The organism is Bradyrhizobium sp. MI1.4, assembly GCF_055811315.1.
The window spans coordinates 42,128-63,422 of the sequence record NZ_JBVVPP010000029.1 but is presented as its reverse complement, the minus strand read 5'-3'; the positions used below and the strand labels follow the sequence as shown (position 1 = coordinate 63,422).

Below are 21,295 nucleotides of genomic sequence, written 5' to 3'. Positions count from 1 at the left end.
GCTGCGCTCGGGGCACGAGACCGCCTACATCCCCGGCCAGTCTTCCGCCGTCAGCGTGGCGGCGTCGGAGCCGACGATCTCGGAGAGAGAATCCCGCCCCGTCCGCAATAGGGTCGAGGCGAGGTCGCGCTTGATCTCGTCGACGATGCCGAGGCCCTTGTAGACCAGCGACGAATAGAGCTGGATCAGGCTCGCGCCGGCGCGGATCTTCGTCAGCGCGGCGCCGCCCGAGTCCACCCCGCCGACACCGATCAGGGGGAATGCGCCCTCGACGCGAACATAGGTCTCCGCGACCATCCGCGTCGACAGCCGGAACAGCGGCCGGCCGGACAGGCCGCCCTGCTCCTTGGCGCGCATCTCCTCGCGCAGCGTACTCGGCCGCGCGGTCGTGGTGTTCGATACGATCATGCCATCGACCCGGCGCGAGCGCGCGACCTGCACGACCTCGTCGAGCTGGGCGAGGCTCAAATCCGGCGCGATCTTGAGCAGCACCGGCGTGTCGCCGGCGCTCTCGCGCACCCGCTGGCGCGCGTCGATCACCCTGGCGAGGAGATCGTCGAGCAGCGCGCCTTCCTGCAGATTGCGCAGGCCCGGCGTGTTCGGCGAGGAGACGTTGACGGTGAAATAGCTCGCGACCGGCGCAAAGGTCTCGATCAGCTTGACGTAATCGTTGACCCGATCGGGCGAATCCTTGTTGGCGCCGACATTGACGCCGACGATGCCGCCGTGCTGCGCGCGCGCCGCAAGCCGGCGCAGGGCTGTCTCCGCACCGTCATTGTTGAAGCCCATGCGGTTGATCACGGCCTCGTCGCGCTCCAGACGAAACAGCCGCGGTCGCGGATTGCCGCTTTGCGGCTTCGGCGTCACCGAGCCGATCTCGACGAAGCCGAAGCCGAGCCGCAGCAGCGCATCCGGCACTTCGGCGCTCTTGTCGAAGCCCGCGGCCATGCCGATCGGATTGGGGAAGTTGAGCCCGAACGCACGCACCGCAAGCTTGGGATCGTCAGCGTGCGGCTTGCCCGGCGGCAGGAAGCGCAGGCCCTGGATCGCGAGGCGATGCGCATCCTCCGGATCGAGCCAACGCAGCACCGGCAGCGAGAGAGCGTCGAAAGCGCGGATCACGGGGCAAGCTCCGGAACATCGTGGCCGCCGTCGGAGCGCGTGTTGAGGTTCATCACAGCCATCACCGCGCCGAGATCGAGCTCGCCATAGAGATGCGGAAACAGCTCCTCATTGCGCGAGCGCTCCCAGCGCAACGCGCTGCCGAGCGCATCGCCGTCGACCTCGACCAGGAACAGCGCGCGCTGCCCGACATAATGCTTCTGCAGGGTCTCGGGAACCTGGGCGGCGGTCGAGAAATGGATGAATCCATCGCGCGAATCGTCCGCGCTGCCGCGATAAACGCCCTGCCGTTCCGCCTCGCGCCAGGCCGAGGCCGGACAGATTTTGTAGATCTTGACCACCGCTTACGCAGCCCTGTTTGCCCGGGGAGACAGCTCTTTGAGTCTCCTGGGGATTTTCGTCTCTCGTGGGTCGTTAAATCCCGGGCGGGACCGTAAAGGCCACCCCTGCCGAACTCAAGACTTAGACGCCGCCTCTTGCACCGAAAACGGAAAACCGATTGATTTGAGGATAGTTTTCCTGAGTTGCGACGGGCTGGACCTTCCATGGTCAGGCAGGCCAAAGCGCAGAGGATGCTCACCCACGACCAGATCTGGGGCGCGCTGGATCGGCTGGCGGCGCGTGCCGGCCTGTCGCCGTCCGGCCTCGCCAAGCGCGCCGGGCTCGATCCCACCACCTTCAACAAGTCCAAGCGCGTTACCTCCGACGGCCGCGAGCGCTGGCCCTCGACCGAATCGATCGCGAAAGCGCTGGCGGCGGCAAATTCCTCGATCGACACCTTTGCCAGGCTGGTCGGCGACGAGGCAGGCGGCGGCCGCTCGGTGCCGCTGCTCGGCTTCGCGCTGGCGGGCGCGAGCGGTGCCTTCGACGAGTCCGGCTTTCCCATCGGCAAGGGATGGACCGAATTTGCCCTTCCCGCCGTCGAGGGCAATCACAGCTTCGCGCTGCAGATTACCGGCGAAGCGTTCGCACCCGCCTATCGCGACGGCGACATCATCCTGGTCGCGCCCGGCGCGCCGATCCACAAAGGCGATCGCGTGGTGGTGAAGAGCAAGGCGGGCGAGGTGACGGTGGCGACGCTGAAGCGCCGCACGGCAAAGGCTCTGGATTTGCAGCCGCTCGATGCGACGCAGGCCGAACGCAGGATGGCGGCGAGCGAGGTGGTGTGGATCGCGCGGATCGTGTGGGCAAGCCAGTGAGGCCTCGGTGTCGTCCTGGCGAAAGCCAGGACCCATTACCCAGGGAGAAGTTGTGGCACCAATTGGCCACTCCGAGTCTCCGTAACCACATCCGGCGGTGGCTATGGGTCCTGGCTTTCGCCAGGACGAATCGGGGAGATAGGTCGCGCCTACAACTCAGTTCCGTAGCTCTCACGCACTCCGCGCCAGCGCGCCGTCGATCATGTTGACCGCGTTCTGCACGCCATACACCGCGACAAAGGAGCCGAAGCGCGGGCCCTTTTCCTGGCCGAGCAGCACCTGGTAGAGCATGTTGAACCAGTCGAGCGTCACGCCCGGACGGCCGTCCTTGCCCTTCTTGACCTGGTCGAGGAACGGCTCGCGGCGGCCGATCTCGTAGACGACGTTCTGGATGTCCTCGGCCGAGGCGTCCTGCGGAAGCTGCGATAATGCATCCCGCAAATCCTGCAGCGCCGCGCGCTCGGTCTCGGTCGGTTCGCGGAACGTCTTCGTCGGCGCGACGAAGTCGCGATAATAGTTGATGGCATAGCCGACCATCGCGTCGAGCTTGGGATGCGTCTGCGGGCTCACACCGGGTCGGTAGCGACCAATGAAACCCCACAGTGTCTCGGCATTCTCCGCATTCGACGACGACACCAGCGTCAGCAGGAGCTGGAACGTGACGGGCATGTCGAACTTCGGCGGATGGCCATTGTGGACATGCCAGACCGGATTGCCGAGCTGCTGCCTGGCGTCCTGCTTCGCAAAGCCGTCGATGAACTGCTGGTAGTCGTCGACATTGCGCGGGATGACGTCGAAATACAGCCGCTTGGCCGCCTTCGGCTCGCGATACATGAACAGCGACAGCGATTCCGGCGAGGCGTAGCGCAGCCATTCGTCGATGGTCAGCCCATTGCCCTTCGACTTCGAGATCTTCTGGCCCTTGTCATCGAGGAAGAGCTCGTAGTTGAAGCCCTCCGGCGGCGTGGCGCCGAGCGCCCTGGCGATCGCGCCGGAGAGTTTGACCGAGTCGATCAGGTCCTTGCCGGCCATCTCGTAATCGACGCCGAGCGCGACCCAGCGCATCGCCCAATCGGCCTTCCATTGGCACTTGACGTTGCCGCCGGTGACCGGCGTCTCGACTTCCTGGTTGGTATCGGGATCGAGGTAGGTCACCGTGCCGGCCGCAACGTCGCGGCGGATCATCGGCACCTGCAGCACGACACCCGTGGTCTTGCTGATGGGGAGGAACGGCGAATAGGTCGCGCGGCGGTCGGGACCGAGCGTCGGCAGGATGATCGCCATCACCTTGTCGTAGGCCGCGAGCATTTTGAGCAGCGTCGCGTCGAAACGGCCGGACGTGTAATAGTCGGTCGAGCTCGCGAATTCGTAGTCGAAGCCGAAATGATCGAGGAAGGCGCGCAGCCGCGCATTGTTGTTGTGCCCGAACGACGGGTATTCGTTGGAGAACGGATCCGGCACCCGCGTCAGCGGCTTGCCGAGATGCGCGGCCAGCATCTCCTTGTTGGGGACGTTGTCGGGCACTTTCCGAAACCCGTCCATGTCGTCGGAGAACGCGAGCAGGCGGGTCTTGATCTTGTTCTCGGTCAGCACATGAAAAGCGTGCCGCACCATCGAGGTGCGCGCGACCTCGCCGAAGGTGCCGATATGCGGCAGGCCTGATGGCCCGTAGCCGGTCTCGAACAGCACCTCGTCCTTCGGGCTTTTCTTCAGCCGCGCGACAATGGCCTTCGCCTGCTCGAACGGCCAGGCGTTGGATTGTTCGGCGAGCGCACGCAGATCGCTCGGATTCGCGGCAAGATCGATAACAGACATCTAAGGGGCCTCCGGGCCGCGGAAAATAGCGATTTCCGGGCAGAATGCAATTTTGTGAGACCCTCATCCTGAGAGCTTGTGACGCTTTTGCTCGTTCGGAGCGCCTCCGCAGCGCATAAATGATAACTCATTGACGAACTCAGAGCCGCCATTTACCGCGATAAACAGCCCCACTCCGGCGGCAGCTAGAGGTCGGTGCCGTGCTTGGATTAACGAGCGCTCCATAGGAGCGGGTCTCGAAGGATGCCCGTGAAGGGCGGGCCGCGCTCCCCACCATGAGGGTCTTCTTGCGCCTCACGTCCCGCGCGGCTTGACCCGCCGGGTCGGCAGCGCATTCGCCGGATCTTCCGGCCAGGGATGGCGCGGGTAGCGGCCGCGCAAATCGGACCGCACGGCACTGTAGCTGCCGCGCCAGAAACCGGGGAGATCGCGCGTCACCTGCACCGGGCGCTGCGCCGGCGACAGCAGTTCCAGCACCAGCGGCACCTTGCCGGCGGCGATCGAGGGATGGGTGTTGAGGCCGAACAATTCCTGCAGCCGCACCGCGATGGTCGGCCCCTGCTCGGCTTCATAGTCGATCGCGAGCACGCTGCCGGTCGGGGCCTCGAAATGCGTCGGCGCCTCGCGGTCGAGCCGCGCGCGCATCTCCCACGGCAACAAAGCCATCAACGCGTCGGAGAGATCGCCGACGGAAATATCCTTCAGCGCGATCTTGTCGTAGAGCGCCGGCACCAGCCAATCGTCGCGCCGCGCGATCAATCCGTCGTCCGAGAGATCGGGCCAGCTGTCGCCTTCGGCCCTGCGCAAAAACATCACGCGATCGCGCCATTGTTTGGCTACCTTCGACCAGGGCAGCCGGTCGAGTCCGGCGGCGATCAACCCGTCGGCGAAGATGCGCGCAGTGTCCCCCGAGGGCGACACGGCGAGCGTCGCCTCGGAGAGCGTGATCGCGTGCAGCGCGCGCTTGCGCCGCGCCCGCAGCGCCATCGCGCCGCGATCGAACGAGATCTCCTCGACGGATTCGATATGCTCGGCGAAATGCCGCTCGATCTCGTCCTGCGAGATTTGCGCCGCGAGCAGAATGCGCCCGCTCGCCGCCGTGCCGGTCATCTCGCCGACCGCGATATAAGGCGTGCGCGCGAGCGACGAGGTCTGATCCACCGCAGCACCCCGGCCGTTGGCGAGCACGAAGCTGCCATTGCCGCGGTTGCGCGCGACGCGATCCGGGAAGGCGTAGGCGAGCATCAGGCCGGTCGAGAGGTCACCTTCTGCGGTCGCCGCCTTCTCTGACGCCGCCACCTGCGAAGCCCAGCGCCGGGCGAGGTCGCGCGCGCTTGCGGCACGCGGGGAACGGTCGCGGCGGAACTGATCGCGCCGGTGCTCGAGATCGACGCTGTCGCCGCCGAGCCCGCGCTCGGTGATGATGGCCGCGATCTCGGCGGCGGCCTCGCCTTCGCCGGCACGGTGCGAATCCACGATCATGCGCGCGAGCCGCGGCGGCAGCGCCAGCGCGCGCAGGCTCTTGCCCTCCGCGGTGATGCGGCCATCGCCATCGAGCGCGTTGAGCTCGGAGAGCAGGCTTTTTGCTTCCTTCCAGGCCGGCTGCGGCGGCGGGTCGAGAAACGACAGCGCGGCAGGATCGGCGACGCCCCATTGCGCGAGATCGAGCACCAGCGAGGACAGATCGGCGCTGAGGATCTCGGGCTGGGTGTAGGGCGCTAGCGAGGCTGTCTGAGGTTCGTCCCAGAGCCGGTAGCAGATACCGGGCTCGGTGCGGCCGGCGCGGCCGCGGCGCTGGTCCGCCGCCGCGCGGGAGACGCGCACGGTCTCGAGCCGGGTCAAGCCGATGTCGGGCTCGTAGCGCGGCACGCGGGCGAGACCGGAATCGACCACGATGCGCACGCCCTCGATGGTGAGCGAGGTCTCCGCGATCGAGGTCGCCAGCACCACCTTGCGCGTGCCCTTGGGCGCCGGCGAGATGGCACGATCCTGCACGGCGGCGTCGAGCGCGCCAAACAGCGGCACGATTTCAATGCTGGAATCGTGTATGCGTTCGGCGAGGAAATTCTGGGTGCGGCGGATTTCGGCGGCGCCCGGCAGGAACGCCAGCACCGAGCCGGCATCGGCCCGCAGCGCCGAGGCGATCGCATCCGCCATCTGCCGCTCGATCGGCGCGTCAGCCTTGCGGCCGAGATAGCGCGTCTCGACCGGAAAGGCGCGGCCCTCGCTTTCGACGACGGGCGCTTCGCCCAGCAATTTTGCCACGCGGGCGCCATCGAGCGTTGCCGACATCACGAGGATGCGCAAATCCTCGCGCAAGCCCAGCTGCGCGTCGCGCGCCAGCGCCAGGCCCATGTCGGCATCGAGCGAGCGCTCGTGGAATTCGTCGAACAGCACAGCGGCGATGCCCGACAGTTCGGGATCGTCGAGAATCTGGCGGGTGAAGATGCCCTCCGTCACCACCTCGATGCGGGTCGCGCGCGAGATCTTCGAGCCGAAGCGGACGCGATAGCCGACAGTCTCGCCGGCGCGTTCACCGAGTGATTTGGCCATGCGGTCGGCGCTGGCGCGCGCCGCGATGCGCCGCGGCTCCAGCACGATGATCTTCTTGCCTTTGGCCCAGGGGGCATCGAGCAGCGCCAGCGGTACGCGCGTGGTCTTGCCGGCGCCAGGAGGGGCCACCAGCACGGCGGCATGATGCGCCTCCAGCGTGCGCGAGAGGTCGTCGAGCACGGCATCGATCGGGAGGGGCGTGTCGAAACTGCGGGGCAAGGCCTGTCCATTCGTCACGCCCGAACAAAAAGCGCGAAGCGCGTCTTCGCACGGAAGTCGCCGGGCATCCACGTCGTCACACTAGAAAACAGACGTGGATGGCCGGGACAAGCCCGGCCATGACGGAATCGTTGCGAGGTCGGATCGCTAGCCCTGCACCGGCGGCCGTCCAACGCTCTCATAGACGAAGCCGGCCGCAGCCATCTCCTCGGGGCGGTAGATGTTGCGCAAGTCGACGATGACAGGCTGCGCCATGGTCGCTTTCAGCCGGTCGAGGTCGAGCGCACGGAACTGCACCCATTCGGTGACGATCACGATCGCATCGGCGCCTTCCGCGCAGGAATAAGCGTCCTCACAATAAGTGATGCTGGGCAGCTCAGTCTTCGCCTGCTCCATGCCGACAGGATCGAAGGCCTTCACCTTCGCGCCCATGTCGATCAGGCCGGTGACCAGCGGGATCGACGGCGCATCGCGCATGTCGTCGGTGTCGGGCTTGAAGGTGAGGCCGAGCACGGCGATGGTCTTGCCGCGGAGCGAGCCGCCGAGTGCCTGGCTCACTTTTCGCGCCATCGCCCGCTTGCGGTTCTCGTTGACCGCCAGCACGGATTCGACGATGCGCAAGGACACGTCGTAGTCCTGCGCGATCTTGATCAGCGCCTTGGTGTCTTTTGGGAAGCAGGAGCCGCCGAAGCCGGGGCCGGCGTGCAGGAATTTGGTGCCGATGCGGTTGTCCAGGCCAATGCCGCGCGCGACCTCCTGCACGTTGGCGCCGACCTTTTCGGAGAGGTCCGCGATCTCGTTGATGAAGGTGATCTTGGTCGCGAGGAAGGCGTTGGCGGCGTATTTGATCATCTCGGCGGTGCGGCGTTCCGTGAACATCAGCGGCGCCTGGTTCAGCGACAGCGGCCGATAGATGTCGCTCATCACCTTGCGGCCGCGCTCGTCGGAGGTGCCGACGACGATGCGGTCGGGGAATTTGAAGTCGCGGATCGCCGCGCCCTCGCGCAGGAATTCGGGATTCGAGGCGACGACGACGTCCGCTTTGGGATTGGTCTCGCGGATGATGCGCTCGACCTCGTCGCCGGTGCCGACCGGAACGGTCGATTTGGTCACGACGACGGTGAAGCCGGACAGCGATTGCGCGATCTCTTTCGCAGCGGCATAGACGTAGGACAGATCAGCGTGGCCGTCGCCGCGGCGCGACGGCGTGCCGACCGCGATGAAGACAGCATCGGCATCCGCAACCGGCTTGGACAAATCGGTGGTGAACTCCAGCCGCTTGGCCTTGACGTTGGTCGCCACCAGCTCGTCGAGCCCAGGCTCGTAGATCGGGATCTCGCCGCGATGAAGGGCCGCGATCTTCTTCTCGTCCTTGTCGACGCAGATGACGTCGTGGCCGAAATCCGCAAAGCAGGCTCCGGACACCAGTCCCACATAGCCCGTGCCGATCATAGCAATGCGCATGAAAAACCCTGTTTGGCTTGGTTAACAAAACCCCAATTCCACGGCGGTTTAGCATTTTCCCGGGGTGAGGGAACAGCCCGCGTGCAAAAAACGGCACAGCAATTGTACCAGTAAAGAAATCGTAAGCCGCAAGGCGGCAAACTGCTCCGCGTTCACACAGATCTGGCGGAACACGCCTCGAAAAGAGACACCATGGCACCATCAGGCACAATCGCCGCGAGCGGGGGACTCAAGGCCCCGGCTGCTGCGCGCGTCGATTGGGTCGATTACGCCAAGGGCATCTGCATCGTCATGGTCGTGATGATGCATTCGGTGCTGGGGGTCGAGCTTGCCGCCGGCGAGACCGGTTTCATGCATGTTTTGGTGGCCTTCGCGAAGCCATTCCGGATGCCTGATTTCTTCCTGATTTCGGGTCTGTTCCTGTCACTGGTGATCGACCGGGACTGGCGAAGCTATCTCGACCGCAAAGTGGTGCATTTCGCCTATTTCTATGTCGTCTGGGTGACAATCCAGTTCGGCTTCAAGGCCCCCGCATTCGCAGCAGAAACGAGCTGGCGCGACGCCGGATTGCTATATCTGGAATCCTTCGTCGAGCCGTTCGGCACGCTATGGTTCATCTACCTCCTGCCGATCTTCTTCGTCGTCACAAAACTGACACGGCGCATGCCGCAGCCCGCGATATGGCTCGTCGCGGCCGCGCTGGAGTCGGCGCGCATTTCGACCGGCTGGACCGCGATCGACGAGTTCTGCGCGCGCTTCATCTATTTCTATTCGGGCTATCTGTTCGCGCCCTACGTGTTCGCGCTGTCGGACCGCGCGCGCAATCATCCCGCATGGGCGCTGACAGCGCTCGCGACATGGGTGCTGGTCAATGCCGGCCTCGTTGCGCTCGGCGCCAGCGAATGGAAAATCGTATCGCTCGTGCTCGGCTTCGCCGGCGCCTGCGCCATCATCACGATGGGCACGCTGCTCGCGCGCGTGCAATGGCTGAATGTCTTCCGCTTCTGCGGCGAGCATTCGATCGTGATCTATCTCGCCTTCTTCCTGCCGATGGCGGCGACACGGACGCTGCTCTTGCGCACGGGCATCATTCCCGACATCGGTGCGGTGTCGCTGATCGTGACCATCGCCGGCGTGATCGGCTCGCTCGCAATCTGGCAGATCGCACTGCGCCTTGGCGGCAACTTCCTGTTCGAGCGGCCCGATGCGTTCTGGATCGCGCCGAAGAAGACAAGCGCGGTGTTGCAGGCGGCGGAGTGATACTCTGCTGTCATCCCCGCGAAGGCGGGGATCCAGTATTCCAGAGGGCAGCAGTCGTATACGGAGAAGCCGCAGCGTACTGGATTCCCCGCCGTCGCGGGGAATGACAGCGGGGGATGCGGGAAATGACAGTGGGGATAGCGGCATCCGCAAGCCAAAAATCCACCTCCCAAGGCTGTCAAATCCCGCAAAAATTCATACATTGCGGCCATGCCCAAGAGCTCCCCAAAGACCACCGCCCAAGCTGACACCAAGGCTGCCGCGCCCAAGGCCGCCGAAACCAAGCCCGCTGCTGCGACAGCTGCTGCCAAGCCCGTTGCCGCGAAGGCGGCCGGCAAGGGCGACCATGTCTTCCTGGTCGACGGTTCCGGCTACATCTTCCGCGCCTACCATGCGCTGCCGCCGATGAACCGCAAGTCCGACGGCTTGCAGGTCAATGCCGTGCTCGGCTTCTGCAACATGCTGTGGAAGCTGTTGCGCGAGATGCCCGAGGACAACCGGCCGACCCATCTGGCGATCATTTTCGACAAGTCGGAAATCACCTTCCGCAACAAGATCTATCCTGAGTACAAGGCACACCGGCAGCCGGCCCCGGACGATCTGATCCCGCAATTTTCGCTGATCCGCGAGGCGGTGCGCGCCTTCGACCTGCCTTGCCTGGAACAGGTGGGCTTCGAGGCCGACGATTTGATTGCGACCTATGTACGGCAAGCCTGCGAGCGCGGCGCAAGCGCGACAATCGTGTCCTCCGACAAGGACCTGATGCAGCTCGTCACCGACTGCGTCACCATGTACGACACCATGAAGGACCGCCGCATTGGCATCCCCGAGGTGATCGAGAAGTTTGGCGTGCCGCCGGAGAAGGTGGTGGAAGTGCAGGCCCTGGCCGGCGATTCCACCGATAACGTTCCTGGCGTGCCCGGCATCGGCATCAAGACCGCGGCGCAGCTGATCGTCGAATATGGCGATCTCGAGCAACTGCTGTTCCGGGCCACCGAAATCAAGCAACCGAAGCGGCGCGAGGCGCTGATCGAGAACGCTGAGAAGGCGCGCATCTCGCGGCAGCTCGTATTGCTCGACGACAAGGTGGACCTCGAAGTCCCCCTGGATGATCTCGCCGTCCACGAGCCCGATGCGCGCAAGCTGATCGCGTTCCTGAAGGCGATGGAGTTTTCCACGCTGACGCGCCGCGTCGCCGAATTCTCGCAGATTGACCCGGCCAACGTCGATGCAGATCCCGGCTATTCCAGCGGCGCCAGCGTCTTCTCGCCGCTGCCGCCTTCGGACGTCGTGCCGGCCCCGGGACCCGGCGCGCCGGCGCAAGTTCCGGTGGGCCAGCGCAACCCTTCGGCGAGCAAGGAGGACAAGGCCGCGAGTCCGAAGGGCGCGCCGATTTCGCTCGCCGCCGCGCGGGAAGAGGCTTTGCGCAAGCTTCCGGTCGACCGCAGCAAGTACCAGGCCATCAAGACGCTCGCGGAATTGAACGCGTTCATCGCGCGCATTCACGATGCCGGCCATGTCGCGGTCGAGATCCGGGGAAACTCGATCGATCCGATGCAGGCCGACCTCTGCGGTATCGCGCTGGCGCTGGCGCCGAACGAGGCCTGCTACGTGCCGCTGGCGCACAAGCAGTCCGGCGGCGGCGCCGGCCTGTTCGACGCGGGCCTCGCGCCCGACCAGGTCAAGCACACTGATGCGATCGAAGCGTTGCGGCCGGTGCTGGAATCACCAGGCATTCTCAAGATCGGCTTCGACGTCAAATTCACCGCGGTGATGCTGGCGCAGCACGGCATCACACTGCGCAACACCGATGATGCGCAGCTGATCTCCTACGTGCTCGATGCCGGCCGCGGCTCGCACGCGCTGGAGCAACTGTCCGAGCGCTGGTTCGGTCACGCGATGCTCAAAGACAACGAGCTGCTCGGCAGCGGCAAGGGCAAGATCACGTTCGACCAGGTGCCGATCGACAAGGCCGCGTCGCTGTCGGCGGAAGGCGCCGACGTGACCTTGCGCGTCTGGCGCGTGCTGAAGCCGCGCCTCATCGCCGAGCACATGACCACGGTCTACGAGACGCTGGAACGCCCGCTGGTCGCGGTGCTCGCACGCATGGAGCGGCGCGGCATCTCGATCGATCGTCAGGTGCTGTCGCGTCTCTCCGGCGACTTCGCCCAGACTGCGGCCCGTGTCGAAGCCGAGATCCAGCAGATCGCGGGCGAGCCGGTCAATGTCGGCAGCCCGAAGCAGATCGGCGACATCCTGTTCGGCAAGATGGGACTGTCGGGCGGCACCAAGACCAAGACCGGCGCGTGGTCGACCACCGCTCAGGTGCTCGACGAGCTCGCCGAGCAGGGCCACGACCTCCCGAAGAAGATTCTGGAGTGGCGCCAGGTCTCGAAGCTCAAATCGACCTACACGGACGCGTTGCCGACCTACGTGAATCCCCAGACCCACCGCGTCCATACGACCTACGCGCTGGCCGCGACCACGACGGGCCGGCTGTCGTCGAACGAGCCGAATTTGCAGAACATTCCGGTGCGCACCGAGGACGGACGCAAGATCCGGCGCGCCTTCATCGCAACGCCAGGGCACAAGCTCGTCTCCGCCGACTATTCGCAGATCGAGCTGCGGCTGCTCGCTGAGATCGCCGACATTCCCGTGCTGCAGCAGGCGTTCCGCGACGGTCTGGACATTCACGCCATGACGGCATCGGAAATGTTCGGCGTGCCGATCAAGGGCATGCCGAGCGAAATCAGGCGCCGCGCCAAGGCGATCAATTTCGGCATCATCTACGGCATTTCGGCGTTCGGCCTCGCCAACCAGCTCGGCATCGCGCGCGAAGAGGCCTCCGCCTACATCAAGAAATACTTCGAACGCTTCCCCGGCATCCGCGCCTACATGGACGAGACGCGCGACTTCTGCCGGAGCCACGGCTACGTCACCACGCTGTTCGGACGGAAGATGTACTATCCCGACATCAAGGCTTCGAACGCCTCGGTGCGGGCCTTCAACGAGCGCGCCGCGATCAACGCCCGGCTCCAGGGCACCGCCGCCGACATCATCCGCCGCGCGATGACGCGGATGGAGGATGCCTTGGTCCAGAAGAAATTGTCGGCGCAGATGCTGCTGCAGGTGCACGACGAACTGATCTTCGAGGTGCCGGACGCGGAGGTCGAGGCGACGCTCCCCGTCGTGCAGCACGTGATGCAGGACGCGCCGTTCCCGGCCGTGCTGCTCTCGGTGCCGCTGCATGTCGATGCACGCGCAGCGAACAATTGGGACGAGGCACATTGACGCTACGTCTTCACTTCGCTCCTTCCAAACTTTGAGTGTCGTCCCGGCCAAGTGCGCCCGCACGGGGGCCGGGACGACCTATAGAGAGAGAGACACAGGTCAGAATTGTCCTCCGTGCAATTGCGCGATGGCACGGCGAGGCCTCGCATATTAAAATCGAGCCGTCTCCCGCACCGGTTCAGCCATGCCCCACGCCTCCGCCCTGCTCGGCTTCGCTCTCGTCTGCCTCGGCCTCGTGCTCACGCCCGGGCCGAACATGATCTACCTGATCTCGCGTTCGATCACGCAAGGGCCTGCGGCGGGCAACGTCTCGCTCGGCGGCGTGGCGCTCGGCTTCGTGTTCTACATGCTGTGCGCGGCATTCGGCATCACGGCGCTGCTGCTCGCCGTTCCCTTCGCCTATGACGCGCTGCGCTTTGCCGGCGCGGGTTATCTGTTGTGGCTGGCCTGGCAGGCAGTGAAGCCGGGCGGGCGCTCGCCGTTCCAGGTGAAGCAGCTTGCGATCGACAGCCCGCGCAAATTGTTCGCGATGGGGTTCGTCACCAATCTGCTCAACCCGAAGATCGCGATGCTTTACCTCGCGCTGCTGCCGCAGTTCATCGATCCCACCGCCGGCAGCGTGCTGGCGCAGTCAGTGGTGCTCGGCGCGATCCAGATCGCGATCAGCGTCAGCGTCAATGCGATGATCGCGCTCGCGGCCGGGTCGATCGCGCTGTTTCTCGCAAGCCGGCCAAGCTGGATGCTGGTCCAGCGCTGGCTGATGGGCACGGTGCTGGCCGGGCTTGCGGTGCGGATGGCGGTGGAAGCGCGGAAGGTGTGATTTTCCCCTCTCCCCGCTTGCGGGGAGAGGGAGAGAAAGATCAATCCAGCTTCGCCTCCATGCCCCGCTTCACCGCGGGGCGCGCCATCAGGGCCTCGTACCAGCGCTTGACGTTGGGGAAGTCGGCCAGGTCAACCTTGTGGCGAGGGTGACGCCAGGCCCAGCCCAGGATGGCAAAATCGGCAACCGAGAGCTCGCCGGCCACGAAATCGCGAGCCTCCAACCGGCGGTCGAGGACGCCGTAGAGCCGTCGCGTCTCCGCCATGTAGCGCTTGAGGCCGTAGGCGCGGTCCTGCTCGTTCTCGAGCGCGATGAAATGGTGCACCTGGCCCGGCATCGGCCCGAAGCCGCCCATCTGCCACATCAGCCATTCATAGACGGGGATGCGGCCCGAAAGCGATTTCGGCAGGAATTTGCCGGTCTTTTCGCCGAGATACAGCAGGATCGCCCCCGACTCGAAGATGCTGACGGGCTTGCCGTCCGGCCCCTCGGGATCGAGGATCGCGGGAATCTTGTTGTTGGGCGAGAGCTTCAGGAACTCCGGCGCCATCTGTTCGCCCTTGCTGATATTCACCGGGATCACCTTGTAGGGCAGCCCCATCTCCTCCAGCGCGACCGAGATCTTGCGGCCGTTCGGCGTGTTCCAGGTGTGCAGCTCGATGGTCATTTGTCGCGTGTCCTTGCCCAGCCTTCTTGCAGGTTTTCTTGCCCGAGATATCCGGCATCCACCTACCCCAGAACGTTGCACCCCCACAACCGGCCGCCCGGGATGGCCGATCCCTGTTGACGGGGGAAGCCCCCTCTGGAATGTCGAGGCCGTCGCGGATAAATTCCGCCACCTCCAAAAATGCTCCCGAGGGCCCGCCGTGTCTAAATCAGCCTCCCGCGCCCGCCTGTTCGAGATCATCCGCCGGCGCTCCTTCGGCCGCGGCGAGGTGACGCTCGCGTCGGGCCGCAAGAGCGACTTCTACTTCAACCTCAAGCCGACCATGCTCGACCCGGAGGGTGCGACCCTGCTCGCCGAGCTGACCTATGAGGCGCTGAAGGATGACCAGCTCGATTTCATCGGCGGGCTCGAGATGGGCGCGGTGCCGCTGGCCGGCGCGCTGGCGCAGATCTCCTGGATCAAGGGCCATCCCATCGCGGCCTTCTTCGTGCGCAAGAAGCCGAAGGAGCATGGCGCCAAGCTCGCGATCGAGGGGCTGCCCAGGGGCGAGACGCTGGAGGGCAAGCGCGTCGTGATCGTCGAGGATGTCACCACCACCGGCGGCTCGGCGATGAAGGCCGTGGAAGCGGTGCGCGAGACCGGCGCGGAAGTGGTGCTGGTGCTGACCATGGTCGACCGCGAGGAAGGCGCCGACGACACCTTTGGCGCGGCCGGGCTGCCGTTCCGCTCGCTGTACAAGGCGTCGGAGTTCTTGAAGGCTTGAGCGGCTAGACTTTTTCCGCCGTCGTGCCCGGGCTTGACCGGGCATCCACGTCTTTGCCGCACCAGAGATCCTAAATGGCCGGGACAAGCACGGCCATGACGAGGTCCACCCGTCCGGCGACGCCGCTCCTCCCCCCTCAACCGCTCATTTACCATCCCGCCTTATGGTGAATCATGTGCTGAGACCTGATGGTCCCGGCCGGTTGGGTAGCGCCGGGTGGAGTAAGCGTTTGCGTACAGTCATGTCCCATGCGCGCCGGTGGCGTCGCGCGATGCTCGTAGCCGCCACATTGGCAGCACCGCTGGTTGCGGCTCCGGCCCCGGTTTCGGCCGAAGGCCTGTTCGACTTCTTCTTCGGCGGAATGCAGCAGCAGCAGCGGCCGCAGCGTGAGGTGCCGCAGCAGCCGAGCTCCTACGCCGATCCATTCACCGGCCAGCAGAACGGCGCAAGTCCGCCATACGTGCCGCCGACACGTTCGGCTGCGGCCGGCGGCTCGGGACCGGCGTTCTGCGTGCGCAGCTGCGACGGCAAATATTTTCCGCTGATGCGCGGTCTCACCTCGCCCGCGCAGATGTGTCAGGCGTTCTGTCCTGCAAGCGCCACCAAGATCTATTTCGGCTCCTCGATCGACGGCGCGGCGTCGCAGACCGGCGAGCGCTATGCCGATAGCGAGAACGCGTTCGCCTATCGCAAGGCGCTGCGCGCCGACTGCACCTGCAACGGCCGCGAGCCGGTCGGCCTTGCTCCGGTCGATCTGGCGCTGGACTCGTCGCTAAAGCCCGGCGACGTGATCGCCACCAGCGACGGTCTCGTCGCCTATACCGGCATCCGCGTCGGCAACGACCAGGCCGCGGACTTCACCCCGGTCGCCTCCTATCCCGGTCTCACCGCGCAGGTCCGCGCACGGCTCGGCGAGATGAAGGTGGCGCCGGTGCGCGCCGACACGGTGGCGGCGGATGCCCCTGCCGCGGAGATCGTGCGCGAGACGCTCCCCGACGTGACGGTGCCGAAAACGCAAAAGCCGGCGAAGCGGGCTGGGCTGGACTAGCTCAGGCTCGTCTGTAGCCAAGCCGTCATTGCGAGCGACTTGTCCGCCGAAGCTCGAAGAGCGAAGGCGGAAGCGAAGCAATCCAGTCTGGCTCCGTGGAGGCACTCTGGATTGCTTCGTCGCAAGAGGCTCCTCGCAATGACGGAGGATGGTGGGTCACCGTCCGATGATCACGCCGATCACGTTCGGCGCCGCCAGATATTTCTCCTCGATCGCCGCGCGCGCGGCGGCGCGGTTGTCTGCCGTGAGCAGGCCGCGCTTCTCGGCTAAAATCATCCAGCAAAAACCCCACCAGTCGGTGAGCATGCCTTGGTCGTCGACGAGATCATAACCCTGCTCGGCGGCGAAGATGCGCGCATGCGCTTCGTCAAGCGTGTCGAGGAACAGATGGTCCTGCGCCGAAAACAGATCGTCGCTGACGTCGTCGATGGTGTAGCCCCAGATCGACTGGCACACCGCGTTGAACTCGCGGTCGAACTGGTCGTCGTCGACCGCGTGGCGCCGCGCCGCCTGATGCAGCCGCGACAGCGAGCGCGCGAAATCGGCGATCCTGGTGAGGGCAAATTGATCGAAGGCAATGGTGGACATGTAGTCCTCGCGAAGTCTGGCAGACGCTAGATATGGTGTCGGCAACACGCCGAATCACAATGATATATCAAAGACTTGCTAAAGTGTTCTTAATTTGTTCTGATGTTAGGCGCGATTGTTGGAGAGCGTCGTCCTGGCGAAAGCCAGGACCCATTACCCGGTCAGTGTTGCTTTTGCGGGTTGGGCCATGAGCACGAGCAGCTACTTCGTCTACATTCTCGCAAGCCGCCATCACGACACGATCTATATCGGAATCACCAACGACGTCCGCGCGCGGCTTGAGCTACATCGTTCGGGTCGCGGCTCGAAGTTCGTGCACAAGTATAAAATCTTCCGCCTCGTTCATGTCGAAGCCTACGCAACACTGCAGGAGGCGATCGCGCGCGAGAAGCAGCTCAAGTTCTGGAAGCGGGACTGGAAGATCAAGCTGATCGAGGAAGAAATCCCGATTGGAATGATCGGTCAGGCCTCATCTGACAGGCGGGTAATGGGTCCTAGCTTCCGCCAGGACGACACCTTCTTCGTTGCACCAGCCCCTGCTCAATTCGCCGCTGACATCAACTTATCCCCGCACGCGCTTGCGTAAAATTTGCCGCCGCATTGGCGCTTGATGGCGGCGCAGCGGGCGGCGGAGGATGCGTTTTGCGGAAGCGTGACGGCGCAGCTCAGGCCGTCGGCGCCGCGGCCGATCTTGCCGGCGGCGAAGGCGGCGCTGGACGCGGTGATGCAGACGACGAGGAAGGTGGCGGCGGCGATTTCGATCAGCCGTCGCGTCACAGGTCTCATCAGAGAGTTCATCGGGCGCCTCCTCCACACTGATGGCTGAATTGGCCGCCATTCTAGCACCAAATCCACGTTTCCCCGTATGCGTCCGGGTTCCCAAATCGGCCCGTTCCTTGCATAATTTTACGCCAAACGCAGTGCACGGTCGCACCAGCAATGGTTCCGTACAGAGGCAAGATGCGTAGGGTCAGTAGTGTTCTCGCGACCAGGAAGTGACGACTTTGCAAGATTCATCGTTCCAGCCCAATTTCTCCGCCCCCAACCAGCCCATCGACGAACTCGCTCTGGCTGAGATCAAGGGCGCGATCCTGGCGAAGCTGCGCCTTGCCATCGGCAAGGATGCGGGCATGGCCACCAAGCACGACTGGTACCAGGCCGCGGCGCTGGCGCTGCGCGATCGCATCGTGCATCGCTGGCTCACGGCCGAGAAGCACAGCTACGATGCGGGGCGCAAGCGGGTCTATTATCTCTCGCTCGAATTCCTGATCGGCCGCCTCTTCAGCGACGCGCTGAACAATATGGGGCTATTGAAGATCTTCGAGGTCGCGCTCGGCGATCTCGGCGTTTCCTTGCCTGAGCTGCGCAAATGCGAGCCGGACGCGGCGCTCGGCAATGGCGGCCTGGGCCGTCTCGCCGCCTGCTTCATGGAAAGCATGGCGACGCTGTCGATCCCTGCGATCGGCTACGGCATCCGTTATGATTACGGCCTGTTCCGTCAGATCATCAATCAGGGCTGGCAGCAGGAATATCCGGACGAATGGCTCGGCTTCGGCAACCCTTGGGAATTGCAGCGGCCCGAAGTGATCTATGACATTCGCTTCGGCGGCGGTGTCGAGCATGTCGAAGACAAGGGCCGCGATCGCGCGATCTGGCATCCGTCCGAGACCGTGCAGGCGATGGCCTATGACACGCCGATCGTCGGCTGGCGCGGCCAGCACGTCAACGCGCTGCGGCTGTGGTCGGCACGCTCGCCCGATCCGTTGAAGCTCGATGCCTTCAACACCGGCGACTATGTCAGCGCCAGCGCCGAGCAGTCGCGCGCGGAAGCGATCTGTAAATTCCTCTACCCGAACGACGAGAGCCCGGCGGGCCGCGAGCTGCGCCTGCGCCAGGAATATTTCTTCGTCTCGGCTTCGCTGCAGGACCTGATCAAGCGGCACCTTGCGTCGGACGGCCAGCTTCGCAGCCTGTCGAGCAAGGTCGCGGTGCAGCTCAACGACACCCATCCGAGCCTGGCCGTCACCGAGCTGATGCGGATCCTGATCGACGACCACAATTTCCGCTGGGACGAGGCCTGGAAGATCACGGTCGCCACGCTGTCCTACACCAACCACACGCTGCTGCCTGAGGCGCTGGAGACCTGGCCGGTCGAGCTGTTCGAACGGCTGTTGCCGCGGCATCTCGAGATCATCTACCGCATCAACGTGCAGCATCTCGCGCTCGCAGAGGCGCGCGCCCCCGGCGACATCGACTTCCGCGCCTCGGTGTCGCTGATCGACGAGCGGAGCGGCCGGCGCGTGCGCATGGGCCAGCTCGCCTTCGTCGGCTCCCACCGCATCAACGGCGTCTCGGCGATGCATTCGGACCTGATGCGGGAGACCGTGTTCCACGACCTCAACCATCTCTACCCCGGCCGCATCACCAACAAGACCAACGGCATCACCTTCCGCCGCTGGCTGATGCTGGCGAACCCGAAACTGACCGATCTGTTGCGCGAGACCTGTGGCGACGCCGTGCTCGATGATCCGACGCAGCTCAGCCTGATCGAGGCCCGCGCCAGCGACGTCGAATTCCAGAAGAGGTTCCGCGCAGTCAAGCTTCACAACAAGACGGCGCTGGCGCGCCTGATCGGCGAGCGCCTCGGCATCAAGGTCGACCCGAACGCGCTGTTCGACGTGCAGATCAAGCGCATCCACGAATACAAGCGCCAGCTTCTCAATGTCATCGAGACGGTCGCGCTGTACCAGGCGATCAAGGACGACCCCAACGGCAACTGGGTGCCGCGGGTGAAGATCTTTGCGGGCAAGGCGGCGGCGAGCTACCGCTACGCCAAGCTGATCATCAAACTCATCAACGATGTTGCGGAAGTCGTCAACAACGATCCCGCCATCGGCGGCAAGCTCAAGGTCGTGTTCCTGCCCGACTACAATGTCAGCCTTGCCGAAGTGATCATTCCCGCTGCCGACCTCTCCGAGCAGATCTCGACAGCCGGCATGGAAGCCTCCGGCACCGGCAACATGAAACTGTCGCTGAACGGCGCCCTCACCATCGGCACGCTCGACGGCGCCAACATCGAGATCCGCGACCATGTCGGCGCGGAGAACATCGCGATCTTCGGCATGGAAGCCGGTGACGTGATGATCCGGCGCAAGCAGGGGCTGGACGCCTCGGACGTGATCCGCAATTCGCCGAAGCTCCAGCGCGCCATCAATGCGATCGGCGCCGGCGAATTCTCGCCCGGCGATCCCGGCCGCTTCGAATCGATCGCGCATGCGCTGCGCTATCTCGACCATTACATGGTCAGCGCCGACTTCGATTCTTATTACGAGGCGCAGCGCAGCGTCGATGCGCGCTGGCAGGTGGCGCCGGCCTGGACCCGCGCCTCGATCCTCAACGTCGCGCGCATGGCGTGGTTCTCCTCCGACCGCACCATTCGCGAATACGCCGAGGAGATCTGGAACGTGCCGGTCAACCCCACCACGCCGCTGCTGCCGACCCTGCGCGACGTCGCGGGCTGAATTTCCGCGACGTGAAATCGGTTACCCACGAGGTAATTGCACAAGCCGGCGGCGGACGTGATATGACGTCCGTCATTGAACGCCGGATCAAGCAATGCACGCCAAGCTCCCGCACCCTTTCGACGACGCCACCCGCGTCACCGCCGGTGACTCGAGCTGGCAGGGACACACCAGCGACGATTACTGGGCCTTTGTCGGCCCGTTCGGCGGCGTCACGGCCGCGACCATTTTGCGCGCGCTGATCGAGCATCCGGAACGTGCCGGCGATCCGCTGGCGCTCACCGTGAATTACTGCGCGCCGATCGCCAAGGGGCCGTTCGATCTCGACGTGCGACTGGTGAAGGCCAACCGCTCCAGCCAGCACTGGAGCGTTGAACTGTCGCAAGGCGGCGGCGAGGTCGCAACCCTCGCCACCGCGGTGTTCGCCGAACGCCGGCCGTCCTGGGACCACAGGGTGGCGCAATATCCGGATGCAAAGCCGTTCGAAGAGACGATGCCGTTCCCAAAGATCGCGGCGTCCTGGGCCAACCAGTATGAATTCCGGTTCGTCGAGGGCGAGATGCGGATCGGCCCGTCCAAGCCCGAACTCGCCAGCACTTACTCAAAGCTCTGGATCAGTGATCGCGAGCCGCGCAAGCTGGACATGCCGTCGCTGATGTCGATGTCGGACGCCTTCTTCGGCCGCATCTTCCACGCGCGGCGCGAGCTGGTGCCGTTTGGCACGGTGTCGCTGACGACGTATTTCCACACTGACAGCGAAGAACTCGCGGCCGAGGACATCACCCGCGTGCTGGCGACCGCAGATTCAAAGATCATGCACAAGAGCTACGCCGACCAGAACGCCGAGCTGTGGTCGCCCCACGGAAGGCTGCTCGCGACGAGCACGCAGATCGCGTATTTCAAGGCGTAGCTGCTTCCGCAAGTTCGTCATTGCGAGCGCGGCGAAGCAATCCAGACTGTTTCCG

Annotated in this window: 16 protein-coding genes and 1 pseudogene; 9 read left to right on the top strand and 8 right to left on the bottom strand. The window is 64.7% G+C overall.

Features of this window, described 5'->3' with window-relative positions; genetic code table 11:
* Nucleotides 1–24 precede the first annotated feature (24 nt).
* On the bottom strand, nt 25–1,122 hold the full coding sequence (locus AC0L23_RS26080; RefSeq protein WP_085358620.1) for a quinone-dependent dihydroorotate dehydrogenase: 1,098 nt from the start codon (nt 1,120–1,122) through the stop codon (nt 25–27).
* On the bottom strand, nt 1,119–1,463 hold the full coding sequence (locus tag AC0L23_RS26075) for a DUF952 domain-containing protein (RefSeq protein ID WP_018460037.1): 345 nt from the start codon (nt 1,461–1,463) through the stop codon (nt 1,119–1,121). The genes AC0L23_RS26080 and AC0L23_RS26075 overlap by 4 nt, the downstream gene beginning before the upstream one ends.
* A 204-nt stretch (nt 1,464–1,667) precedes the next feature.
* On the opposite strand from AC0L23_RS26075, the gene AC0L23_RS26070 reads away from it, so the two are divergent.
* Complete coding sequence (locus AC0L23_RS26070; RefSeq protein WP_085358618.1) at nt 1,668–2,321, top strand: S24 family peptidase; 654 nt, start codon at nt 1,668–1,670, stop codon at nt 2,319–2,321.
* 171 nt (nt 2,322–2,492) lie between these two features.
* On the opposite strand, the gene AC0L23_RS26065 is transcribed toward AC0L23_RS26070, so the two are convergent.
* The 3 genes from AC0L23_RS26065 to AC0L23_RS26055 all read right to left on the bottom strand — a co-directional run bounded on the left by AC0L23_RS26065 (nt 2,493) and on the right by AC0L23_RS26055 (nt 8,372).
* Nucleotides 2,493–4,136 (bottom strand): lysine--tRNA ligase, encoded by a 1,644-nt coding sequence (locus AC0L23_RS26065; protein ID WP_473357512.1) that lies wholly within the window; start codon nt 4,134–4,136, stop codon nt 2,493–2,495.
* Nucleotides 4,137–4,430: 294 nt separating this feature from the next.
* Nucleotides 4,431–6,908: an ATP-dependent helicase HrpB gene (gene hrpB, locus AC0L23_RS26060; protein ID WP_085384947.1), complete on the bottom strand. Its 2,478-nt coding sequence runs from the start codon at nt 6,906–6,908 to the stop codon at nt 4,431–4,433.
* 147 nt (nt 6,909–7,055) lie between these two features.
* Nucleotides 7,056–8,372, bottom strand: coding sequence for a UDP-glucose dehydrogenase family protein (locus AC0L23_RS26055; protein WP_085358616.1), 1,317 nt, complete (start codon nt 8,370–8,372; stop codon nt 7,056–7,058).
* 192 nt (nt 8,373–8,564) lie between these two features.
* Here AC0L23_RS26055 and AC0L23_RS26050 point away from each other — a divergent pair, with 192 nt between their 5' ends.
* From AC0L23_RS26050 to AC0L23_RS26040, 3 genes are all read left to right on the top strand, one after another.
* Nucleotides 8,565–9,632 (top strand): acyltransferase family protein, encoded by a 1,068-nt coding sequence (locus tag AC0L23_RS26050; RefSeq protein WP_085358614.1) that lies wholly within the window; start codon nt 8,565–8,567, stop codon nt 9,630–9,632.
* 210 nt (nt 9,633–9,842) lie between these two features.
* Nucleotides 9,843–12,923 carry a DNA polymerase I gene (gene polA, locus AC0L23_RS26045; RefSeq protein ID WP_085358612.1) on the top strand — a complete coding sequence of 1,027 codons (3,081 nt, stop codon included), beginning with the start codon at nt 9,843–9,845 and terminating at the stop codon, nt 12,921–12,923.
* Nucleotides 12,924–13,107: 184 nt separating this feature from the next.
* A complete protein-coding gene (locus AC0L23_RS26040; RefSeq protein WP_085358610.1) occupies nt 13,108–13,743 on the top strand; it encodes a LysE family translocator in 636 nt (211 codons plus the stop codon).
* Between the two features lie 40 nt (nt 13,744–13,783).
* Here AC0L23_RS26040 and AC0L23_RS26035 read toward each other — a convergent pair whose 3' ends face one another.
* Nucleotides 13,784–14,410, bottom strand: a complete 627-nt coding sequence (locus AC0L23_RS26035) for a glutathione S-transferase family protein (protein ID WP_085358608.1) — start codon at nt 14,408–14,410, stop codon at nt 13,784–13,786.
* A 199-nt stretch (nt 14,411–14,609) separates the two neighbouring features.
* Here AC0L23_RS26035 and pyrE point away from each other — a divergent pair, with 199 nt between their 5' ends.
* Nucleotides 14,610–15,173, top strand: a complete 564-nt coding sequence (gene pyrE, locus AC0L23_RS26030; protein ID WP_018460046.1) for an orotate phosphoribosyltransferase — start codon at nt 14,610–14,612, stop codon at nt 15,171–15,173.
* Nucleotides 15,174–15,444: 271 nt separating this feature from the next.
* A complete protein-coding gene (locus AC0L23_RS26025) occupies nt 15,445–16,221 on the top strand; it encodes a DUF2865 domain-containing protein (RefSeq protein ID WP_083926594.1) in 777 nt (258 codons plus the stop codon).
* Between the two features lie 156 nt (nt 16,222–16,377).
* On the opposite strand, the gene AC0L23_RS26020 is transcribed toward AC0L23_RS26025, so the two are convergent.
* A complete protein-coding gene (locus AC0L23_RS26020; RefSeq protein ID WP_018460048.1) occupies nt 16,378–16,809 on the bottom strand; it encodes a hypothetical protein in 432 nt (143 codons plus the stop codon).
* Nucleotides 16,810–16,996: 187 nt separating this feature from the next.
* Here AC0L23_RS26020 and AC0L23_RS26015 point away from each other — a divergent pair.
* Nucleotides 16,997–17,286 (top strand): annotated as a pseudogene (locus tag AC0L23_RS26015) (GIY-YIG nuclease family protein).
* A gap of 63 nt (nt 17,287–17,349) precedes the next feature.
* Here AC0L23_RS26015 and AC0L23_RS26010 read toward each other — a convergent pair.
* On the bottom strand, nt 17,350–17,607 hold the full coding sequence (locus AC0L23_RS26010) for a hypothetical protein (RefSeq protein WP_085358562.1): 258 nt from the start codon (nt 17,605–17,607) through the stop codon (nt 17,350–17,352).
* A gap of 206 nt (nt 17,608–17,813) precedes the next feature.
* On the opposite strand from AC0L23_RS26010, the gene AC0L23_RS26005 reads away from it, so the two are divergent.
* Nucleotides 17,814–20,330 carry a glycogen/starch/alpha-glucan phosphorylase gene (locus AC0L23_RS26005; RefSeq protein WP_085384957.1) on the top strand — a complete coding sequence of 839 codons (2,517 nt, stop codon included), beginning with the start codon at nt 17,814–17,816 and terminating at the stop codon, nt 20,328–20,330.
* Nucleotides 20,331–20,424: 94 nt separating this feature from the next.
* Nucleotides 20,425–21,240: an acyl-CoA thioesterase gene (locus AC0L23_RS26000; protein ID WP_085352000.1), complete on the top strand. Its 816-nt coding sequence runs from the start codon at nt 20,425–20,427 to the stop codon at nt 21,238–21,240.
* The last annotated feature ends 55 nt before the right edge of the window (nt 21,241–21,295 follow it).